Raw genomic sequence first — 19,660 nt, forward strand, 5'->3', positions numbered from 1 at the left:
GGGAGGGACTGAGCGGGCGAGCCGATTTTCAACACTCGTCAGGCCGGCTCGAGCGCGAGGATCGGATCGCCGCCGTTCACGTCGTCGCCGTCCTTCGGGACGATCGCGACGATCTTCGCGCGCTCGGGCACGCTCGCGCCGCCGTACTGCACGCGGTTGAACGTCTTCATCACCTCGAGCAGCGCGATCGTGCGGCCCGTCTCGATCACGTCGCCGACCTTCACGAACGGCTCGGCATCGGGGCCCGGCTTCGCGTAGTAGCGCCCGCTCATCGGCGCGCGGAACGCGAGCCCCGCGCCCGCTGCCCCACGCTGCTCGGCCGCGCTCGCCGACGCGCCCACGACCGCCGCAGGATCGAGCGTGACGAGCCGCTCGCCGTGCTGCACCGCACGCCGCGCGATGCGACGTCCTTCGGGCAGCGCGACCACCGCGCCCTGCGCGCCCGCCGGCACGATCAGCCGGAAGCGCGCGCCCAGCACCTCGAGCTCGCCGAGCACCATCCCCGGCGCGAACAGCGCACCTTCCTGCGGCGCCGCGCGGAAGTACCCGGGCCGCGGCGCGAGCAGCTCGGTGCGCCCGTTCTCGGCGGCGCGTGCGATCAGCGCGAGCTCGCCCACGAAGCGACGACCGTCGATCATCGAACGCCCCCCGAGAGCTCCGCGAGATCGTGGAGGCTCCAGATGCGCGAGTTCTTCACGCGACGATGCCCGGTCGACTGGTACGCGCACTCGACGAGCGTCGTGAGCCACGCGCGCAGCTCGCCGATCTCGATGATCTCGTCGGTGTCCATCTGCCGCGCCGCGACGAAGGGATCCATGTCCTTCTCGATGCGCTGCTCGACCTGCTTCATGCCGTCTTCGATCGCGCGGCGCTCGGTCTCGTCCTTCGCGACGATGCGGAAGTCGTCGTCGAGCTTCGTGTTGTAGGTCGCGATCGCGAGCGTGCGTCCTTCCATCACGCTGAGCCGCGAGAGCGTCGTGGAGAGCTGCACGACCGGGTCGTAGGGCAGGCCGGTCATCGCGTAGTAGCCGGCGCCGCTCGCCTTGCGCAGCAGCACCGTGAACATCGGGACGTCGTTCGTGCTGTTCGTGTAGATGAGGCTCGAGCCGTACGCGAGCAGGCCCTGTCGCTCGGCCTCGGTGCCGATGTCGAAGCCCGAGATGTCCTGCAGCCAGATCAGCGGGATCCCGTCGGCGTTGCTGGCGCGCGAGAACGCCGCGACCTTCGCGATGCCGCCGCGATAGAGGATCGCCGCGGGCCGCGGATCATCGGGATGATCGGGATCGCCGACCAGGCCCTGGCGATTGATCACGAACCCCGCATACAAGCCGCCGACGCGGCCGACGCCGCAGACGATCTCCTCGCCGACGTCGGGCATGCACTCCCAGAAGAGGCTCTGATCGCAGAGCCGCGCGAGCACCTGCATCGCGTCATAGCCCTCGCGATGATCGACCGGGAGGATCCCCGCGAGCTCGTGCGCGGGCAGCGCGGGCTCGGTCGCGCCCATGCCGCCGCGGTAGTAGTCCGCCGCGCTCGAGGGCAGGCGGCGCACCTCTTCGCGCACGCTCGCGAGCAGCGTCTCGTCGTCGGGCACGCGCACGTCGGCGCAGCCGCTCGCGTGCACGTGCACCTCGGGCCCGCCGATGTCGAGCGACGTGAGCTTCTGGCTCTTCGCACCTTTGATCAGCGCGGCGCCCGCGATGACCATGTACGCCTGCTCGGTCATGTACACGCGGTCGCTGATGATCGGCATGTAGCCGCCGCCCGCGATGCAGTCGCCGAACACGCCCGCGATCTGCGGGACGCCGCTCGCGCTGAGCAGCGAGTTCATCTTGAAGATGTGCCCCGCGCCGCGCGCGCCGGGGAACGAGTTGCTCTGCTCGGGCAGGAAGAGCCCGCTGCAGTCGACGAGGTAGATCGTCGGCAGCCGGAGCTTCAGCGCCATCTGCTGCGCGCGCTGGATCTTCTCGGGGGTGCGCGGCCACCACGAGCCGCTCGCGACGGTGTTGTCGTTCGCGATGACGATGCACCAGCGCCCTTCGATGCGCGCGAAGCACGTCACCACGCCGGCCGCGGGCGAGCTGAGATCGCCGAACTTCAGCCCCTCGTTGACGAAGGTGCCGACCTCGAACGTGCGGGTGCCCGCATCGATCAGCTGCGCCACGCGCTCGCGCGCGGTGAGCTTGCCCTTCGCGTGCACGCGCTCGACGTACTTCGGGCCCCAGCCGGCCTCGACCTCGCGACGTCGCGCGCGCAGCACCTCTTCCTTCGCGGCGAGCGCGCGACGGTGCTCGTCGAACGCGCGGTCGTCGATCACCTGCGCGCGCGGCGCACCGATCGGGATCAGCGGGACGTGGGCCATCCGGGGATCCTCCGAGTGTCGTAGCGGCTGTCGCGGAATTCGCTCGAGCGGAGCACCGCGAGGTGCATCGGGATCGTCGTCTTCACACCCTCGACCACGAACGACTCGAGCGCGCCGATCGCACGCTCGATCGCCTCGTTCCGGTCACGGCCGTGCACGATCAGCTTCGCGATCAGCGAGTCGTAGAAGGGCGGCACCACGTAGCCGCTCGCGACGTGCGTATCGACGCGTACGCCTTCGCCCGTCGGCGGCACGAAGCGCGTGATCGCGCCCGGGCTCGGGCGGAACCCTTCGTTCGGATCTTCCGCGTTGATGCGGCACTCGATCGCGTGACCGCGCAGCGTGACCTGCTCCTGCTCCACGCTCAGCCGGTGGCCCGCCGCGACGAGGATCATCTCGCGCATCAGGTCGAGCCCGCTGCGCATCTCGCTCACCGGGTGCTCGACCTGCAGGCGCGTGTTCATCTCCATGAACCGCAGGGTGCCCTGCTCGTCCATGAGGAACTCCATCGTGCCCGCGCCGACGTAGCCGATGCTGCGCGTCGCGTGCACCGCGGCCGCGAGCGTTCGCGCGCGCTCGCTCTCCGAGAGCACGGGCGAGGGCGACTCCTCGATCAGCTTCTGGTGGTTGCGCTGCACCGTGCAGTCGCGCTCGCCCACGTGGATCACGTCGCCGTAGCGATCCGCCATGAGCTGGATCTCCACGTGCCGTCCGCCCTCGAGCAGCTTCTCCATGTACACGCGCGGATCGCCGAACGCCGCGGTCGCCTCGGCGCGCGCGTCGTCGAACGCGCTCTTCACCTCGTCGCCCGATCGCGCGATGCGCATGCCGCGTCCGCCGCCGCCGCTCTCCGCCTTGAAGAGCACCGGATAGCCGGTTCGCTCGGCCGCCTCGAGCGCGGCATCGGAATCGCGCAGCACTCCGTCGCTGCCGGGGATCAGCGTGAGCCCCGCGCTCCGCATCGCGTCCTTCGCGGGCGTCTTGCGGCCCATCAGCGCCATCGCGCGCGCGGGCGGACCGACGAACGTGATCCCGTGCTGCTCGCACAGCGCGGCGAACGTCGGGTTCTCGCTGAGGAAGCCCCAGCCCGGATGGAGCGCACTGCACCGCGACTGCTTCGCGGCCTGCACCACGCGCGTCATGTCGAGGTAGCTCAGCGCGGCGCGCCCCGGGCCGAGCACGACGCGCTCGCGCCCCGCCAGGTACGGGGCTTCGAGATCCGCCTCGGACACACCGAACACCGGCGTGATGCCGAGCGCGTCGCACGCCCGCGCGATGCGCACCGCGACCTCGCCTCGGTTCGCGACGAAGAGGCGACGGAAGATGGGCCCTGGGCTCATGAGGGCGGCACCGTAGCGCAGCGGCGTCGCGCCCGGAAGTACGCGCGATGACGAAGCTCTCGGGCGCGCGGCAGCTGGAGTGCTCGCTCGCGCAGGGCCCGCACGGGAGCGTGCGGAGCACGCGGATGGGAGGGCCCTGTGCGGGCGAGCCGAGTTGTCGACACTCGCTCAGAACGTGCCCGTTGCCGCGGCGCCGAACGTCGTGCGGACGACGTCCTGCTCGTGCGAGACCGACGCGGTCGGCACGATCGCCCACGCGAAGTCCGAGCTCTCCTGCGCCGCCTCTTCGACCGGCACGCGCACCCGCTGGGGGACCACGCCGAGCGTGATCAGGTAGCCGCTCACGAAGCCCACCGTCATGCCCACCAGCACGTCGGTCACGTAGTGGCTGTCGGAGGCGACGCGGAGCGCGCCGGTCGTGGCCGCGCCCGCCACCGGGATCGCGCAGCCGATGATGTCCGCGGCGAGGTTCCCGTAGAGCCCACGCGACAGGTGCAGCGCGCACGACGTGCCCGCCGACGTGAACGAGAGCGCGGTGTGACCGCTGAAGAAGCTCGCGTAGAGATCGTCGTTGTTGCACTGGGGCAGGTCGGGATGATCGGGGCAGATCCGCTGGCCGTACGGGCGCTCGCGCGACGTCGCGTGCTTCGCGATCGCGTCGATCGAGAGCGACGTGCCGAGCGCGAGGAAATGCGCCGAGGTCGCCTGCCACACGAGGTGCACGTCACCTTGGATCAGCGGCACGAGCACGATGTCGATCAGCTGCGTGTAGAGCATCGTCCCGACGAGCGTGCCGTCGGAGATGGTGCGGAGCGTCGCCTCGTCGAGATCGATGTCGTCGAGCTCGTCGGGCGGCGGGATGACCGGCTCCACCAGCGCGGGGTCGGCCCAGCCGGCGTCGACCTTCCCGTTGCTCCACGGCGCTTCGTAGAGCGCGATCCCGAGCGCCGTCGCCCACACCGCGAGCCCTGCGGCGTACGGCGCCACCGGCGAGATCGGAGTTCGGACCCGAGTCTCCTCCGCGGGCTGCGGCGGCTGATCACGCGGGACGTCCTGCGCCGCGATCCGCGTCGCGGGGACGATCGTCACGCACACCACGATGAGTATCGAGAGACGCACGTCGGCTAGATGCGAGCCGCCGGGCGCTCCACAACCCCTCGTGTTCGGCGCGATCGGATTCACGGTACGCTCTCCTCACGAGGGGAGGTGGAGCGTGTCGGTACGCTGGATCTGCGACACCTCGGAGTGGCCGCTCGTCGCGCTCGACGTGCCACCGGGCGCCGATCCCGAGCAGCTCGTGCAGTCGAGCATCTTCGACGAGGTCGACGCGCTGCTCGAGAAGGGCCAGCGCTTCGCGACGATGCACGACGTGCGTCGCGCCGGGAAGATCGACGCCCTGCGGCGCAAGCGCTTCGCCGACTGGGTGAGGTCGCGCGAGGCGCAGATGAAGAAGCTCCTGATCGCGCACGCCGCGGTGGTGAGCGGCGAGCTGCAGCGCGGCGCGATCACCGCGCTGCTCTGGATCCGCCCGCCGCCGACGGAGATGCGCGTGTTCACGAGCACGCACGACGCGAGGTCGTGGCTGCGCGAGCGGATCGCCGCCGATCGCGCCCGGCGCTGACGCGCGACCGCGCGGAGCCGATCCGGTGTGCCAGGAGCTGACTTCGTGATCGCGCGGAGGCGTTCTGGCGGCCGGGATCACGTCCGCGCGATCGCGCGGCGGCGTTCTGGCGCGCTGGACGCGATCGCACGATCGCGCGGAGGCGTTCTGGCGGCCGGGATCACGTCCGCGCGATCGCGCGGCGCCGTTCTGGCGCGCTGGACGCGCCCGCGGGATCCCGCGGCGTGCTCCGGGCGCGCTGGACGCGATCGCGCGCCTGCGCGGCGCTCACGGTGGCACGTCGGAACGCCTCCGCGCGCCCCGCGGAGCCGCGAATCGGCGTCAGCAGCCGCAGTCGAGATCGCGCGGCGTGATCGCGCGCGTCAGCTCGTAGCCGTCGCCGGTCCAGCGGAGCACTCCGTCGGCCGTGACGAGCTCGATGGATCCGTCGCCGTCGGCGTCGACGGCCGCGAGCGGCTCGTGCGCGACGTCGGCGCGCGCGGTGCGCAGCTGGAGCGCGCCATCGCGCACGTCGAACGCCGCCCAGGCGCGCCCGCCGAAAGTCGCGCATTGGTCGCGCACGACGACGGCGATCGTGACCACCGCGCGCGCGCCGGTGGCGTCGCGGAACGTGCGCACGGTGCGCGTGGCGTCGCCGTCCTCGTCCCACGGCACGCCGCGCGCGACGTCTTCGAAGTCGTCGTGGTCGCGCTGGAGCGCGCGGTGGACGTCGGTCCCGCGGAGCAGCCGTAAGGCCTCGGCGGCGTGCGCGGGATCGGTCGCGACCTCGGCGAGGATCGTCGGTGCCGGCGCGTCGCTCGCGCGCGCCCAGATCGAGCCGCGACAGTCTCCGCTCGTCGTGAGCGCGCCGACGAGGAGCGCGCCGCCTTCGCCCATCGGCCACAGCTCGCGCGCGATCACGTCGCGCGGCTGGGCCACGCCGGTCTCGAAGCCGTTCCAGTGCTGCACCGAGCCGAAGTGCGGGTGCACGCGCCGCACCTCGTGGAGCGCGCCGATCGTCGCGGTGCACGTCGGGCCGGTCGCGCCGTGGAGCTGCAGCGCGCGGCCGCGCAGCCGGCGGAGCGCGTCGGGCACGCGCTCCTCGACGATCGAGCGCGCCGCGACCATCGGCGGCGTGTCGACCAGCAGGCGGGGCTCGCCCTCGGACCACGCGGGATCGACGCGCGTCGCGAGCACCACGAAGGGCCCGCCGGCGTCGATCACCGGAGCGAGGGCGAGCGGGTCGCTCGCGCCCACGTCGGCCTCCGACACGATCGACGAGTCGAGCATCTCCTCGCGCGCGATGCGCAGCGCGTCTCCCTCGCGCACGAGCAGCATCGACTTGGTGCCCACGTCCTCGTAGGTCGCGGCCGACCAGCGCTGCACGAAGGTCGCGATCACGGTCGTCGCCGACGTCGCGAGGCGCAGCTCGGAGATCTCGACGCGCATCGGGCGCGTGAACATGCGACGGCGATCCTCGAGCCAGCCCTCGCGCGCGTAGGTGCGCAGCCGCGGCCCCGAGCGCTTGCTGCCCTCGAAGCGCGTCGCGTAGAGCGTTGCGTACGCGTCGAAGTCGCCCTCGTTCTGCGCGCGTGCCCACGCGTCGATCAGGGCGCGCGCCTCGCCCTCGTCGATGCTCGGCGCGGGGGCCGGTGCCGTCGGCGGTGGAGGCGGCGCGACCGGCGGAGGAGGCTCGGGCTCGCGCGCGCCCGACGAGCACGCGACCACGAGCATCAACGAGAGAGAGGACGCGAGCGCGCGCATCGACATCGCGCGCGAGGATACGTCGCCCTCTCCCTCGTTTCTTCGTCAGCCCGCGACCGGCAGCTTCTTCTCGGGCGCGACGCTCGTCGATCCCGAGATGCCCGCGAAGAAGTCGTTGCCCTTGTCGTCGACCACGATGAACGCGGGGAAGTCGACGACCTCGATCTTCCACACCGCTTCCATGCCGAGCTCGGGGTACTCGAGCACCTCGACCTTCTTGATGCAGTCCTTCGCGAGGCGCGCCGCGGGACCGCCGATCGACCCGAGGTAGAAGCCGCCGTGCGCCTTGCACGCCGCGGTGACCGCGGGGCTGCGATTGCCCTTCGCGAGCATCACCATGCTGCCGCCGTTCGCCTGGAAGAGATCGACGTACGCGTCCATGCGGCCCGCGGTCGTCGGACCGAAGCTGCCCGACGCGTAGCCCTCCGGCGTCTTCGCGGGGCCCGCGTAGTACACGCAGTGATCCTTCAGGTACTGCGGCATGCCCTGGCCCGCATCGAGGCGCTCCTTGATCTTCGCGTGCGCGATGTCGCGCGCGACGATCATCGGACCGCTCAGCGAGAGGCGCGTCTTGATCGGATGCCGCGAGAGCTCCGCGCGGATGTCGCTCATCGGCCGGCTGAGATCGATCTTCACGACCTCGCCCGAGAGATCGGAGTCGGTCGTCTCCGGCAGGTACTTCGCGGGATCGTGCTCGAGCTGCTCGAGGAAGATGCCCTCGCGCGTGATCTTCGCGAGCGCCTGACGATCCGCGCTGCAGCTCACCGCGATCGCGACGGGACAGCTCGCGCCGTGTCGGGGCAGACGGATGACGCGCACGTCGTGGCAGAAGTACTTGCCGCCGAACTGCGCGCCGATGCCGGTGCGCTGCGCGATCGCGAGCACCTTCGCCTCGGTCTCGACGTCGCGGAAGCCGCGGCCGAGATCGTTCCCGCTGGTCGGCAGCGTGTCGAGGTAGCGCGCCGACGCGAGCTTCGCGGTCTTGAGCGCGTGCTCGGCGCTCGTGCCGCCGACGACGAGCGCGAGGTGGTAGGGCGGGCACGCCGCGGTGCCGAGCGAGCGGATCGCCTTCTCGACGAACTTCATCAGCGAGTCGGGGTTCAGGAGCGCCTTCGTCTCCTGGTACAGGTAGCTCTTGTTCGCCGAGCCCCCGCCCTTCGCCATGAAGAGGAATTCGTACTCGTCGCCCTCGGTCGCGTAGAGCTCGATCTGCGCGGGCAGGTTGTTCCCGGTGTTCTTCTCCCGGTACATGTCGAGCGGCGCAAGCTGCGAGTAGCGCAGGTTGCTCGTCAGGTACGTGTCGAACACGCCGCGCGCGATCGCCGCTTCGTCGCCGCCGCCGGTCAGCACGTACTGACCCTTCTTGCCCATCACGATCGCGGTGCCGGTGTCCTGGCACATCGGCAGCACGCCGCCCGCGCTGATGCACGCGTTCTTGAGCAGGTCGAGCGCGACGAAGCGATCGTTCGCGCTCGACTCGGGATCGTCGAGGATGCGCCGCAGCTGCGCGAGATGGCTCGGACGGAGGTAATGCGCGATCTCGCGCATCGCCTCGCGCGTCAGCAGCGTGAGCCCCTCGGGCGCGACCTCGACGAACGAGCGGCCGCCCGCGTCGAAGGTGCGCACGTGGTCCCCGTCGAGCTTCCGCCACGCCGTGCCGGGGTGGTGGTGGTCGATCGGGAGCAGCTCCTGGTACTGGAATTCGGGCATGGCGGCGCGAGCATAGCAGCCGCTCAGCCCACGTAATCCTCGGCGAATCCGGGCGCGGCCGGGATCACGGTGACCACGTCGATCAGCACGTCGTCGGGCCCGCGCGTGATGAAGTGGCGCTGCCCCCAGGGCTCGTCGCGCAGCGGGATCAACATCGGCAATCGCATGTCGAGCGCGCGCGTGTGGATCGCATCGACGTCGGGCACCTCGACCGTGACGAAGAAGCCCGAGGGGAGGGCGCCGCGCGCGGGCTCGGGGATCGAGGCGTGATCGAACGCGACGAACCCGATCTGCAGCGTCGGCTCGTCGTGCGACGCGAGGCTCGCGTACCACTCGTTCTCGAAGGTGCGCCGCAGATCGAGCAGCGACGCGAAGAACGCCGCGGACGACGCCACGTCGCGCGACGCGATGACGGGATAGAGACCACGGGTGGGCTGGGACATCGATCGTTCTCCTTCTGTGCGATGGACGGACGACTCCCTCCGCGCGCCGCAGCCTGTCGAAACTTCGGCTCGCCCGCCGGCCCCTACCGTCCGCGCGCTTCGCGCGCTTCCGTCCGGGACCGGCGGGACGAGCACTCCGGCAGGCACTCAGGCGAGCGGGAGGAGCACGTCGGTGACGAGGTCGCCTTCCGCGACCTCGTCGGGATCGTTCACGTAGATCTCGCGGATCGCGCCGCTCTCGATGCCGTTCGCGTCGGCCCACGACCAGAGCGCGTCGTGCGCGAGGGCGAGCTCGGAGTAGGGCCCGACGTGCCGCACGAACGCGCAGCGCACCTCGGGCATCGTGATCCCATCGTCGACGCTGACCGCGATCTCGATCGGGATGGTCGCGTCGTCGATCGATGCGTGGAGGATCGCCATCACCGGATCGCGCGCGCCGGGCACGCTCGCCAGCGCCTCGCGGATCAGGCGCGTCGTGTCGGCCTCGAGATCCTCCGCGCTCGTCGTCGCGCGCACGATCGCGACGCAGCGCGCCGGCTCGGTGCGCACCGCGACCTCGTGCTCCGCGATCGGACCGGCGCGCGTCACGCGCTCGAGCCCGAGGAGCGCCCGCTTCTTCTCGGCGATCTCACGCTCGATGCGCACCTTCTCGGCCTCGAGCGTGGCCTGCCTCGCGCGCGGATCGCGCAGCACCTTCGCGATGCTCGCGAGCGGCACCCCGAGCGCGCGCAGCGTCGAGATCGTCACCGCGTCGCGCACCTGCGCCGGCGCGTAGCTGCGATAGCCGGTGCGCCGATCGATCGCCGCCGGGCGCAGCAGCCCGATCTCGTCGTAGTGGCGCAGCGCCTTGATCGTGAGGCGCGTCGCGCGGGCGAAGCGCCCGATCGACCAACGTTCCGACATCGCGACGCAGAGCCTGAGGTCTCCCCCGGCAGGAGAGTCAAGGACCCTCGTGACATCGGCGCGCCGAGGGACCAGATCGACGCTGCATGACCCGCGCGACACGCACCGAGAGCGACACGATGGGCACCCTCGAGGTGCCGGCCGACGCGTACTACGGAGCGCAGACCGCGCGCTCGATCATCAACTTCCCGATCGGCGATCAGCGCATGCCGCGCGAGCTCGTCCGGGGCCTCGCGCTGCTCAAGAAGGCGAGCGCCGAGGTGAACACCGAGCTCGGCCTGCTCGATCCGAAGCTGCGCGATCTGATCGTGCGCGCCGCGGACGACGTGCTCGCGGGCGCGCTCGACGATCAGTTCCCGCTCGTCGTCTGGCAGACCGGCTCGGGCACCCAGTCGAACATGAACGTGAACGAGGTGATCGCGGGCCGCGCGAACGAGCTCGCGACCGGCAAGCGCGGCGGGAAGTCGCCGGTGCACCCGAACGATCACGTGAACCTCTCGCAGTCGTCGAACGACGCGTTCCCCACCGCGATGTCGATCGCGGCGACCGAGATCGTCGAGTCGCACCTGCTCCCGAAGGTGCGCGGGCTGCGCGAGACCCTCTCGAAGAAGTCGAACGACTTCTCCGATCTCGTGAAGATCGGTCGAACCCACCTGATGGACGCGACGCCGCTCACGCTCGGGCAGGAGATCTCGGGGTGGGTCGCGCAGCTCGATCTCGGGATCGACGCGATCGAGCGCTCGCTGCCCCAGCTGCATCAGCTCGCGGCGGGCGGCACGGCGGTGGGCACCGGGCTCAACGCGCACCCCGAGTACGCGGAGCGCGTCGCGGCGCGGATCGCCGCGCTCACCGGTCGCGCGTTCACCTCCGCGCCCAACAAGTTCGCTGCGCTCGCGGGGCACGACGCGTTCGTGGGCGCGCACGGCGCGATCAAGCAGCTCGCGACCGCGTGCATGAAGATCGCGAACGACGTGCGCTGGCTCGCGAGCGGCCCGCGCTCCGGGCTCGGCGAGATCCGCATCCCCGACAACGAGCCCGGCTCGTCGATCATGCCGGCCAAGGTGAACCCCACGCAGGCCGAAGCGCTGACGATGGTCGCGGTGCAGGTGATGGGGAACGACACGACGCTCGGCTTCGCCGCGAGCCTCGGCAACTTCGAGCTCAACGTGTTCAAGCCGGTGATCGCGAGCGCGTTCCTCCAGTCGGCGCGCCTGCTCGGCGATGCATGCGCGAGCTTCGACGAGCGCTGCGCGCGCGGCATCGAGCCCGATCGCGACGCGATCGCGGAGCACGTGTCGCGCTCGCTGATGCTCGTCACCGCGCTCGCCCCGACGATCGGCTACGACATGGCCGCGAAGGTCGCGAAGCACGCGCACGCGAACGACACGACCCTGCGCGACGCCGCGATCGCGCTGGGCGCGATGAGCGGCGAACAGTTCGACGAGCTGGTGAAGGCCGAAGAGATGGTGCGCCCCACGCGAGGGTGAGGCGCACCTCGATCGGTGCTCAGCGCGTCAGGAAGATCGGGTTCGTCATCGCGAACGGGAGTCGACCGGGGTGCACCGGCTCGAGCTCCTCGTCGCCCGCCGCGACGATCACCACCCACGATCCCGTGGCCGCGACGTCGACCTCGATCGTCTCGTCGAGCACCACGGTCTCGGTGCGATCCGCCGCCGGCGTGATCGGGATCGTCTCGACCGTCACGCCGTCGACGATCACCTCGAGCGAGTCCACGTCGATCCACGTCGCCGCGCTCACCACCACGTCGATCGACGCGCGCGCGCCCGCGCCCGTCACCTCGCCGCCCGGCCCGACACCACCCGCCGCCGTCACGTCGAGGTAGATGCCGCCGCTCACGTACGAACGGCCCGCGGCCGTCGCGTCGCGCACCTGCGTGGGCGTGACCGCGCTCGGATCGTCGCCGCCCATCTCGAGGCACGTGCGCGGGTACCCGACCGGCGCGCTGTACAGGTGATGGCTGTCCGACGAGCCCACCGCGAAGACACGACGTCCGAAGCGCAGCATCGAGAACCAGTCGCGCACGACGCCGTCGCGGTTCTGCTCGAAGCTCGTGTCGTTGAGCACCTCGAGGACCGAGATGTCGTCGTCCCACATCTCCGGCTCGTCGACCATGCCGGTGTCGGGGTCGTAACCGACCGCATTGAAGTAGCCCATCATCGCTCCGCCCGATCGCGGGTGGTTCACGATGAACGTGGGCGAGCCCGGCAGGGCGCGCGCTTCGTCGAAGACCTCGGGCGGCAGGCGACCCGGCCAGCGCGGCGCGCCGCCGTTGGGCCGCGTGTCGTCGGGCTCGACGGGGAACACGCCGAAGTGGCCCCACTGGAACGTCGTGAGCTCTTCGCCCGAGATCCCCAGCACGAACGCGCCGAGCCCGAGCCGCGTCACGACCGGCGCGAACGACGCGATGAACTCGTGATCGCTGCGCACCGCGAGCTCGAGCCCGTCCGCGACGAGCGCGCTGAGCTTCGCGTCCGCGTCGTCGTCGGCGTCGGGCGAGCGCGTCGTGTGGATGTGGTAGTCGGCGCAGAGCACGCCGGTCGTGTCCACGCTGCGCACCAGCGTCGCATCGAGGGTCTGCGTCGCATCCGCGGCGACGGTGACCGTGCTGTCGACGAGCTCGTACTCGTAGCCGCGCGACACCACGACGCGCCACTGCCCCGCGGGCACGCGCACCGTCACGTCACCGCTCGCGCCCGCGAAGAGCACGTCGGCGCGACCCCCGGGCACCTGCTGCTCGCCCCACGTGCCCGCCGGGCGCGCGATCTCGGCGCCCACCGGGAAGAGCTGCACGCGCGCCGGCAGCGCCGCGTCCGCTTCGTCACGCGCGTGCACGACGATCGTGCCCATCGCGGCCATCGTCAGCGTCACCTCGTCGGTCCCGCGCGGCGCCGCGAAGGGCCCGGCGATCGGCGTGCCGCGGCGGTACGCCCAGACCTGCACGTCGACATCGGGCACCGAGAGCTCGAACGCGCCGGTCTCGTCGACGCGGCCGCGCGTGTGGTGCGTCTCGCCGCTCGTCACGTGCACCCGAACGTCGGTCGCCGGCGATCCATCGGCCTCGCGCACGGTGCCCTGGATCGTCCGCGACGCCTCGCCGAGCGCCTCGCGCGCGATCGCCTGCGTCCGATCGAGCGAGCGACCGATCGCGATCGATCCGAGCGGCACCGACACGCGCTCGCAAGCCGCGACTCCCTGCGCGCCGATCGTCGTGACGAGCACGCCGCTCTGCTCGATGATCTTGCGCAACGTGCGCCCTTCCGGCGGCTCGTACGCGTACGACGCACCACCGCTGGGATCGTCGAACGCGATGAACGGCGTGCTCCCCGTGAACCCATCGAAGCCCGAGACCGGCGTCCACGGCGGCATGCGCGAGCCCTGGAAGAAGCCCTGCAGGACGTTCGACACGTTCACGTCGTACGCGACCGACTCCGCCGCGTGGATCGTGATGCGCACACGATCGCTGTCGGGCGCGAGCTCGTAGTCGATCGCCGCCGGCCATCCGCCCACGTCGCCACGCACCAGCCCGCTCAGCAGGTCGCCCGCGAAGTCGATCGGCGCGAGCGGCCCGGTCGCGCGGATCACCGCGGGCTGACCGTCGCTGCCGTCGTTCATCACGGTCACGGCCTCGGTGCGCACGAGGTAGGCGCCGAGCCCGAAGAGCACCTCGTTGAAGTCGGCGGGCACCAGCACGTCGCCCTCGCGGCTCGCGACACCGACGATCCGACCGCCGAACGGGTCGTAGAGATCCGACGGGCCGGCGTCCTCGATGATCACCGCGACACGATCGTTGGCGAGCACGAAGTCGTTCGCCGCCCACGTCGCGAGCCCGTAACGATCCTCCGGCAGCTCGCTCTCCTCGATGCGGCCCGCGCGCGCCTGCCCCGCGGTCGCGAGCGGATCGGCGTGCCCGTTCGCATCGCCGGTCTCGAACGGATCGACCTGTCCGCACGTCGGCGGCGGCCCCGAATCCGTCCCCGCGTCGCCGCCACTCGGCCCGTCGTCACCACACCCGCAGAGCGTGACCACCAGGAATGTGGCGAAAATGTGACCGGTAAGTAACGGGTAGCGCATGGGCCGAAGGATACACACACGCGCAACCGCTTCGGCAAGACACGCTCGCGTCACCAGAACCCGTCTTGCGATGCGCCCGTCGCGTGGTACGTGCGCGCCGCGCGTCGCACGGCCGACGCCCCACGAGGGAGCGCGATGGCGATCGAGATCCGCGAGCACGTCCCCGGTCAGGACCTGAGCGACTTCCTGCGCGTTCCACGCATCGTCTACGCCGGCGATCCGAATTGGGTGCAGCCGCTCGACTTCGAGATGAAGCAGCGCCTCACGCCCGGGAAGAACCCGTTCTTCCACCGCGGCGAGCTCGCGCTGTTCACCGCGTGGAAGGACGGACGCCTCGTCGGTCGCATCTCGGCGCAGCTCGATCACGAGCACCTGCGCAAGTACGAGGATCGCACCGGGTTCTTCGGCTTCTTCGACACCGTCGACGACGACGAGGTCGGCAAGGCGCTCGTCGATGCGGCGTCGAAGTGGGTCGCGCGCCGCGGGATGCGCCGCCTCCGCGGCCCCTTCTCGCTGACGATCAACGAAGAGCTCGGCGTGCTGATCGACGGGTTCGACACGCCGCCGGTGCTGATGATGAACCACCACCGGCCCTGGCAGGATCGCGTGGCGCTCGCGTCTGGCCTCGAGAAGGCGAAGGACTTCTACGCGTGGCGCTTCGACGTCGGCGAGATCCCGCCGCGCGCGCTGAAGGCGTGGGAGGAGACGAAGGCGCTCCCCGAGGTGCGCCTGCGCTCGGTCGAGCCGAGCAAGATGGATCGCGAGCTGCGGATCATCCTCGACATCTTCAACGACGCCTGGAAGGACAACTGGGGCTTCGTCCCGGCGACCGCCGAAGAGGCGAAGAAGATGGGCGAGGAGCTCAAGCTGATCCTCGACAAGGAGCTCGCGTTCATCGCCGAGGTCGACGGCAAGGCGGTCGCGATCTGCGTCGCGCTGCCGAACCTCAACGAGGTCATCCGCGACTTCGACGGCAAGCTGAACCCGGTCACGCTCGGCAAGCTGATCTGGCGCCTGAAGGTCAAGCGCCCGAAGAGCGCGCGCCTCGTGATGCTCGGCATCCGGAGCGAGATGCGCCACCAGCGTCGCTACGCGGGCCTCTCGCACGCGCTCTACGTCGAGGTCGCGAAGCGCGGCGAGAAGCTCGGCTACCAGTGGGGCGAGCTCTCCTGGACGCTCGAGGACAACCGACCCATCAACCTCGGCATCAAGTCGATGGGCGCGCGCATCTACAAGAAGTACCGCGTGTACGAGAAGGACGTCGCGCCCGGGCAGGGAGGCTGATCGATGCTCCGCGAGATCTCGCTCGTCCTGCACATCGTCGGCGTGCTGCTGTGGATCGGCGGCAGCGCGAGCGCTGCCTGGAGCGCGGCACAGCTCGCGCTCGTGTCGTCCGCGGAGCAGCGCAAGGAAGGGCTGCTCGCGGTGCGTCGCGCGTTGCTCGCGATCGTGACGCCGGGCCTCCTGCTCGCGTGGGCCGGCGGGCTCACGATGTTCTTCACGGGCCTCGACCTGTACGCGCGCGCCGGGTGGATGCACGGCAAGCTCACGATCGGGATCGTCGTCGCCGCGCTGCACGGCGTGCTCGTCGCGCGGGTGCGCAAGGGCGCGAGCGGTGAGCGCGAGGTCTCGCAGGGCTTCTTCGCGGGCATCGCGATGACCATCGTCGTGCTCGCGGCCGTGGTCGTCGCGCTGGTGGTCTTCCGCCCGGGATCGTGAGCGAGCGTTCACGGTCGACGCGGCGCGATCGTGAACGTGGTGCCCCGGATGCGCGGTGGGACACGCGCGTTTCGCGAAGCGCGGCATCGTGGCACGCTAGCTGCTGACCGCGAGGCGATCATGATGCGACGCGTCCTCCTCATCGCCCTCGTCTGCGCGAGCTTCGCCACGGGCTGCGGTGACCACCGACTGACCGCGAGCGGCTTCGCGCGCTTCGAGAGCGACGATCTGCGGACGGGCTTCGAGCTCCCGATGAACGTCCGGATCGACGGGGACGGCGCTGCGGGTGGCGTCACGGGCTCGTGCGAGATCGAGCCGGTCGGTGACGAGGAGTACGCGGTGATCATCGACCTCTTCGGCGGGGGCGGTGACGAGGGCCTCCGCTCGCTCACGCTGCGCGCGCAGAGCGATGGAGCGAGCAGCAGCGTCGAGGCTCGCGTCGCGTCGGGCACCTACACCGGCGACGCGTCGTGCGTGGTCGAGCTGACCGACGTCGATGGCGACGACGTGATCGTCGACGTCGAGGCGTGCACGCTCACCTCGGGCACGAGCACCGCGACGCTCGACGCGCACCTCGAGCTCGACGGCTGTGCCGTCGTGCAGTGATCACTCGAGCCTGATCGTTCTCCCCGACCACGTCCGCACCTCGATCGCGCCCCCATCGGTCGTCACGATGACGCCGCCGTCGCGATCGGTGCGGACCACGTGCTCCGCGCTCGCCTCGAGCCGCTCGACCACGTCGGCGTGAGGATGCCCGAACGTGTTGCCGCGCCCCGCGCTCACGACGGCGACGCGGGGCCGCAGCACGTCGAGGAAGGGCGCGGTGCTCGACGTGCGGGAGCCGTGGTGCGCGACCTTGAGCACGTCGACGCGCGAGAGGAGCCCGCTGCGCGCGAGCGCGCCCTCGCTGTGCTGCTCCGCGTCGCCCGCGAGCAGGAGCCGTCGCGCGCCGATCGCGATCTCGATGACGAACGAGTTCTCGTTCGCATCCCATCCCGGGTCGAACGAAGGGCAGGGCCAGATCACGCGCACGCGCGCCGCACCGAACGCGCGAGGCCGCGCGCACAGCACGTCCGGCCTGCGCACCGGGATCCCTCTCGTGCGCGCCGTCGCGAGCATCGTCGAGAGCTCGCCGTCGGGCACCTCGTCCTCGCTCTGCCCGGTGTCCCAGAGCTCGCCGAGCTCCACGCGCGCCATCAACGCGGCGAGCCCGCCGTAGTGATCCGGATGCGGATGCGTGATCACCGCGACGTCGATCCGAGCGCGACGACGCGCCCGCAGCAGCGGCGCGATCGCGGCCTCCCCCGGATCGATTCCCGGCCCGACCACGCCTCCCGCGTCGACCAGCATCAGCGAGCCATCCGGCATGTCGATCAGCGCACCGTCTCCCTGACCGACGTCGAGGAACGTCGCGCGCAGCACGCCGCGTGGCCGCTCGATCGCGCGCAGCCGCGCCTCCGCGCCCGCCATCACGAGGAGCCCGAGCGCGACCACGATCACGCGCGCCCGCATGCTGCGCGCCATCAGCAACGCACCACACGCGATGGTCAGCGCGACCCCCTGTGCGACGTCGAGCGGCGGCAGCGCGCGCCCCAGCGGGAACGCCGCGAACGCCTCGCACGACGCGAGGAACCCACGCGCGACGAGGTCCATCGCCGCCGCGCTCGGCGTCGCGAGCGCGGGCGCGCTCGACGCGATCACCGCGTGCACCGCCGCGATCGGCAGGAGCACCGCGCTCGCGATCGGCACCACGATCACGTTCGCGATCACACCGGTGAGCGGCAGCCCCTCGAAGCACCAGATCACGAGGGGCGCGGTCGCGAGGCTCGCGCGCACGCTCGCGATCACCAGCGCGCGCAGCGGTCGCTCCTCGGCATCGGCGATCGGCGCGAGGATCGCGGCGGTCGCCGCGATCGAGAGGAGGAAGCCCGGCCGTGCGAGCGTCGCGGGATCGACGACGCCGAACACCAACACCGCGGCGGCCGTGACCGCGACCGCATCGCTGCGACGCCCCGATGCTCGCAGCGCATACGCGATCGCGCCGGTGATCGCGGCTCGCCACGCGCTCGGCGCGCCCCCCGCGAGCGGCGCGTAGATCAGCGCGAGCGGCACGCCGATCCCGGCCGCGATCCGCGCGACCTCCGCGCGCATCGCGATCGCCGGGACCCACGACAGGGCACGCGCGATCAGCCACACGAGCGCGCCGATCAAGAGCGTCACGTGCATGCCCGACACCGCGAGCACGTGCGCGAGCCCCGCGCCGCGTACCGCCGCCTCGTCGTCCTCTCCGAGCGCGAGATCGCCGAGGATCAGCGCGCGCGCGACCCCACACGCGGGCTCGTCGAGCGTGCGCGCCAGCGCGCTCCTCACGTGCGCGCGCGCCGCGCCGATCCATGCGCGCAGGCCGATCTCGCGCGACGTGCTCGCGGTGATCGCCCGCGCATCGGCGCGCACCGGATCGACCGTCGGCCATCGTGGATGCGGGCTCGGATTGCGGAAGCCCGGCGTCGCCGCGAGCGCGAACGTGCCCTCGACACGCGTCCCTTCGGTCCACGCGCGTCCGCGCACCCGGATGCGATCGCCACGTCGCAGCGCGACGTCGCCCTGCGCGTCGTCGATGCGCACGATCGCGTCGGCACGATCCCCGCGCGCGCGCAGCTCCTCGACCACGCCGCGCACCTCTGCGGTGCCGACCATCACCACGTCCTCGCCCGCCCCGGTCGACACGCCCGCGCCCGCCGCACACGCCAGCGCCCCGAGCCCCACGCCCACCCACGCACGCGGTCGCGCGTCCGAGCGCCGCGCCAGGAGCGCCAATCCAGTCCCCGCCGCCAGGGCCACCACCGGCCCGACCCAGCCCGCGTCCAGCCCACCTGTCGCGGCGCTCAGCACCACCCCGAGCACCAGCCCTCCTGCGGTCCACCCGAGCGCACCCATGCGCGCCGCCCACGTCACACCGCGTGCCGGACGAATTCATCAATGATTCCAACATGAGACCCTGACGGTCCGCCCGCCATCCGCCGTCACGTCCGCCGTCCCGGCGCGCGCCTTGACACTTATTCCGCCGCCCCCTATGCCTCAGCTCGGCTCAACCCTCACCCGTACGTGAGGGTTCGACTCGAACCCCTCCCGAACCGTGACCACCCGATTCGAGCTACCGCCCGGCAAGAACGTGCGCCGCCTGCCCATCGCGGCGGACGGCCCGTCGTCGCCCGGCTCGAGCGTGTGCACGGACGTCGAGCCGCTCCGTGTCGGCGAGCTCGCGAAGCGCACCGGCAAGACCGTGCGCGCGCTGCACCTCTACGAAGAGATCGGCCTGCTCGAGCCCGCGCGCCGCACCGACGCCGGTTATCGCCTCTACTCGTCGGACTCGGTCACGCGCGTCGAATGGATCACGCGCCTCCAGGACGCCGGTCTCTCGCTCCCCGAGATCCGCGATCTCCTCGCGAGCTGGGGCTCGAGCGGCTCCGCGCCCGGCGCGATGAAGAAGGTCACCGAGGTCTTCGAGCAGAAGCTCGACGAGACCCGCGCGCAGATCGCGCGCCTGCGCGAGCTCGAGCGCGAGCTCGTGCGCAGCCTCGACTACCTCGCGACGTGCGACTCGTGCGAGCCGCAGCGCGTCGTGCACGAGTGTCCGAGCTGCGATCGCCACGACTGCGACACGCACCCGCCGGTGCTGGTCGCCGGCTTCCATCCGACCGCCTCCGACGGCGCGGAGTGACTTCGA

The 19,660-nt window shown here is 71.3% G+C and carries 16 protein-coding genes; 6 read left to right on the plus strand and 10 right to left on the minus strand.

From position 1 onward, the window contains the following. Positions 1-38: 38 nt before the first annotated feature. The 4 genes from I5071_RS08410 to I5071_RS08425 form a co-directional block, all read right to left on the minus strand. Positions 39-638, minus strand: coding sequence for an acetyl-CoA carboxylase biotin carboxyl carrier protein (locus I5071_RS08410; protein WP_236604893.1), 600 nt, complete (start codon positions 636-638; stop codon positions 39-41). Next, entirely contained in the window at positions 635-2,362 is a 1,728-nt protein-coding gene (locus I5071_RS08415; RefSeq protein WP_236604894.1) for an acyl-CoA carboxylase subunit beta, read from the minus strand. The genes I5071_RS08410 and I5071_RS08415 overlap by 4 nt, the downstream gene beginning before the upstream one ends. Next, positions 2,344-3,702 (minus strand): acetyl-CoA carboxylase biotin carboxylase subunit, encoded by a 1,359-nt coding sequence (locus I5071_RS08420; RefSeq protein ID WP_236604895.1) that lies wholly within the window; start codon positions 3,700-3,702, stop codon positions 2,344-2,346. Before I5071_RS08420 ends, I5071_RS08415 begins: the two co-directional genes overlap by 19 nt. 168 nt (positions 3,703-3,870) lie before the next feature. Continuing rightward, on the minus strand, positions 3,871-4,791 hold the full coding sequence (locus I5071_RS08425; protein WP_236604896.1) for a phosphatase PAP2 family protein: 921 nt from the start codon (positions 4,789-4,791) through the stop codon (positions 3,871-3,873). A 124-nt stretch (positions 4,792-4,915) separates the two neighbouring features. Between I5071_RS08425 and I5071_RS08430 the strand changes: the two genes are divergently transcribed. After that, positions 4,916-5,323, plus strand: a complete 408-nt coding sequence (locus tag I5071_RS08430) for a hypothetical protein (protein ID WP_236604897.1) — start codon at positions 4,916-4,918, stop codon at positions 5,321-5,323. Between the two features lie 321 nt (positions 5,324-5,644). On the opposite strand, the gene I5071_RS08435 is transcribed toward I5071_RS08430, so the two are convergent. The 4 genes from I5071_RS08435 to I5071_RS08450 form a co-directional block, all read right to left on the minus strand. Next, complete coding sequence (locus I5071_RS08435) at positions 5,645-7,072, minus strand: nuclear transport factor 2 family protein (RefSeq protein WP_236604898.1); 1,428 nt, start codon at positions 7,070-7,072, stop codon at positions 5,645-5,647. Positions 7,073-7,111: 39 nt separating this feature from the next. After that, positions 7,112-8,776, minus strand: coding sequence for a fumarate hydratase (locus I5071_RS08440; protein WP_236604899.1), 1,665 nt, complete (start codon positions 8,774-8,776; stop codon positions 7,112-7,114). A gap of 23 nt (positions 8,777-8,799) precedes the next feature. Further along, positions 8,800-9,219 carry a VOC family protein gene (locus I5071_RS08445; protein ID WP_236604900.1) on the minus strand — a complete coding sequence of 140 codons (420 nt, stop codon included), beginning with the start codon at positions 9,217-9,219 and terminating at the stop codon, positions 8,800-8,802. 147 nt (positions 9,220-9,366) lie between these two features. Next, positions 9,367-10,122 (minus strand): MerR family transcriptional regulator, encoded by a 756-nt coding sequence (locus tag I5071_RS08450; protein ID WP_236604901.1) that lies wholly within the window; start codon positions 10,120-10,122, stop codon positions 9,367-9,369. A gap of 86 nt (positions 10,123-10,208) precedes the next feature. On the opposite strand from I5071_RS08450, the gene fumC reads away from it, so the two are divergent. Next, on the plus strand, positions 10,209-11,609 hold the full coding sequence (gene fumC, locus I5071_RS08455) for a class II fumarate hydratase (RefSeq protein ID WP_236604902.1): 1,401 nt from the start codon (positions 10,209-10,211) through the stop codon (positions 11,607-11,609). Between the two features lie 19 nt (positions 11,610-11,628). Here the strand turns inward: fumC and I5071_RS08460 are convergent, their stop codons facing one another. Next, positions 11,629-14,169, minus strand: a complete 2,541-nt coding sequence (locus tag I5071_RS08460) for a CehA/McbA family metallohydrolase (protein ID WP_236604903.1) — start codon at positions 14,167-14,169, stop codon at positions 11,629-11,631. 180 nt (positions 14,170-14,349) lie between these two features. Between I5071_RS08460 and I5071_RS08465 the strand changes: the two genes are divergently transcribed. From I5071_RS08465 to I5071_RS08475, 3 genes are all read left to right on the plus strand, one after another. After that, complete coding sequence (locus I5071_RS08465; protein WP_236604904.1) at positions 14,350-15,498, plus strand: hypothetical protein; 1,149 nt, start codon at positions 14,350-14,352, stop codon at positions 15,496-15,498. A 3-nt stretch (positions 15,499-15,501) separates the two neighbouring features. Next, positions 15,502-15,933 carry a CopD family protein gene (locus I5071_RS08470; protein ID WP_236604905.1) on the plus strand — a complete coding sequence of 144 codons (432 nt, stop codon included), beginning with the start codon at positions 15,502-15,504 and terminating at the stop codon, positions 15,931-15,933. A gap of 120 nt (positions 15,934-16,053) precedes the next feature. Further along, entirely contained in the window at positions 16,054-16,539 is a 486-nt protein-coding gene (locus I5071_RS08475; protein ID WP_236604906.1) for a hypothetical protein, read from the plus strand. Here the strand turns inward: I5071_RS08475 and I5071_RS08480 are convergent, their stop codons facing one another. Continuing rightward, positions 16,540-18,870 (minus strand): DNA internalization-related competence protein ComEC/Rec2, encoded by a 2,331-nt coding sequence (locus I5071_RS08480; RefSeq protein ID WP_236604907.1) that lies wholly within the window; start codon positions 18,868-18,870, stop codon positions 16,540-16,542. Positions 18,871-19,069: 199 nt separating this feature from the next. Here I5071_RS08480 and I5071_RS08485 point away from each other — a divergent pair, with 199 nt between their 5' ends. After that, on the plus strand, positions 19,070-19,654 hold the full coding sequence (locus tag I5071_RS08485; RefSeq protein ID WP_236604908.1) for a MerR family transcriptional regulator: 585 nt from the start codon (positions 19,070-19,072) through the stop codon (positions 19,652-19,654). Positions 19,655-19,660 lie beyond the last annotated feature (6 nt).

The sequence above is a fragment of the Sandaracinus amylolyticus genome, assembly GCF_021631985.1.
GTDB classification, from domain to species: domain Bacteria; phylum Myxococcota_A; class Polyangia; order Polyangiales; family Sandaracinaceae; genus Sandaracinus; species Sandaracinus amylolyticus_A.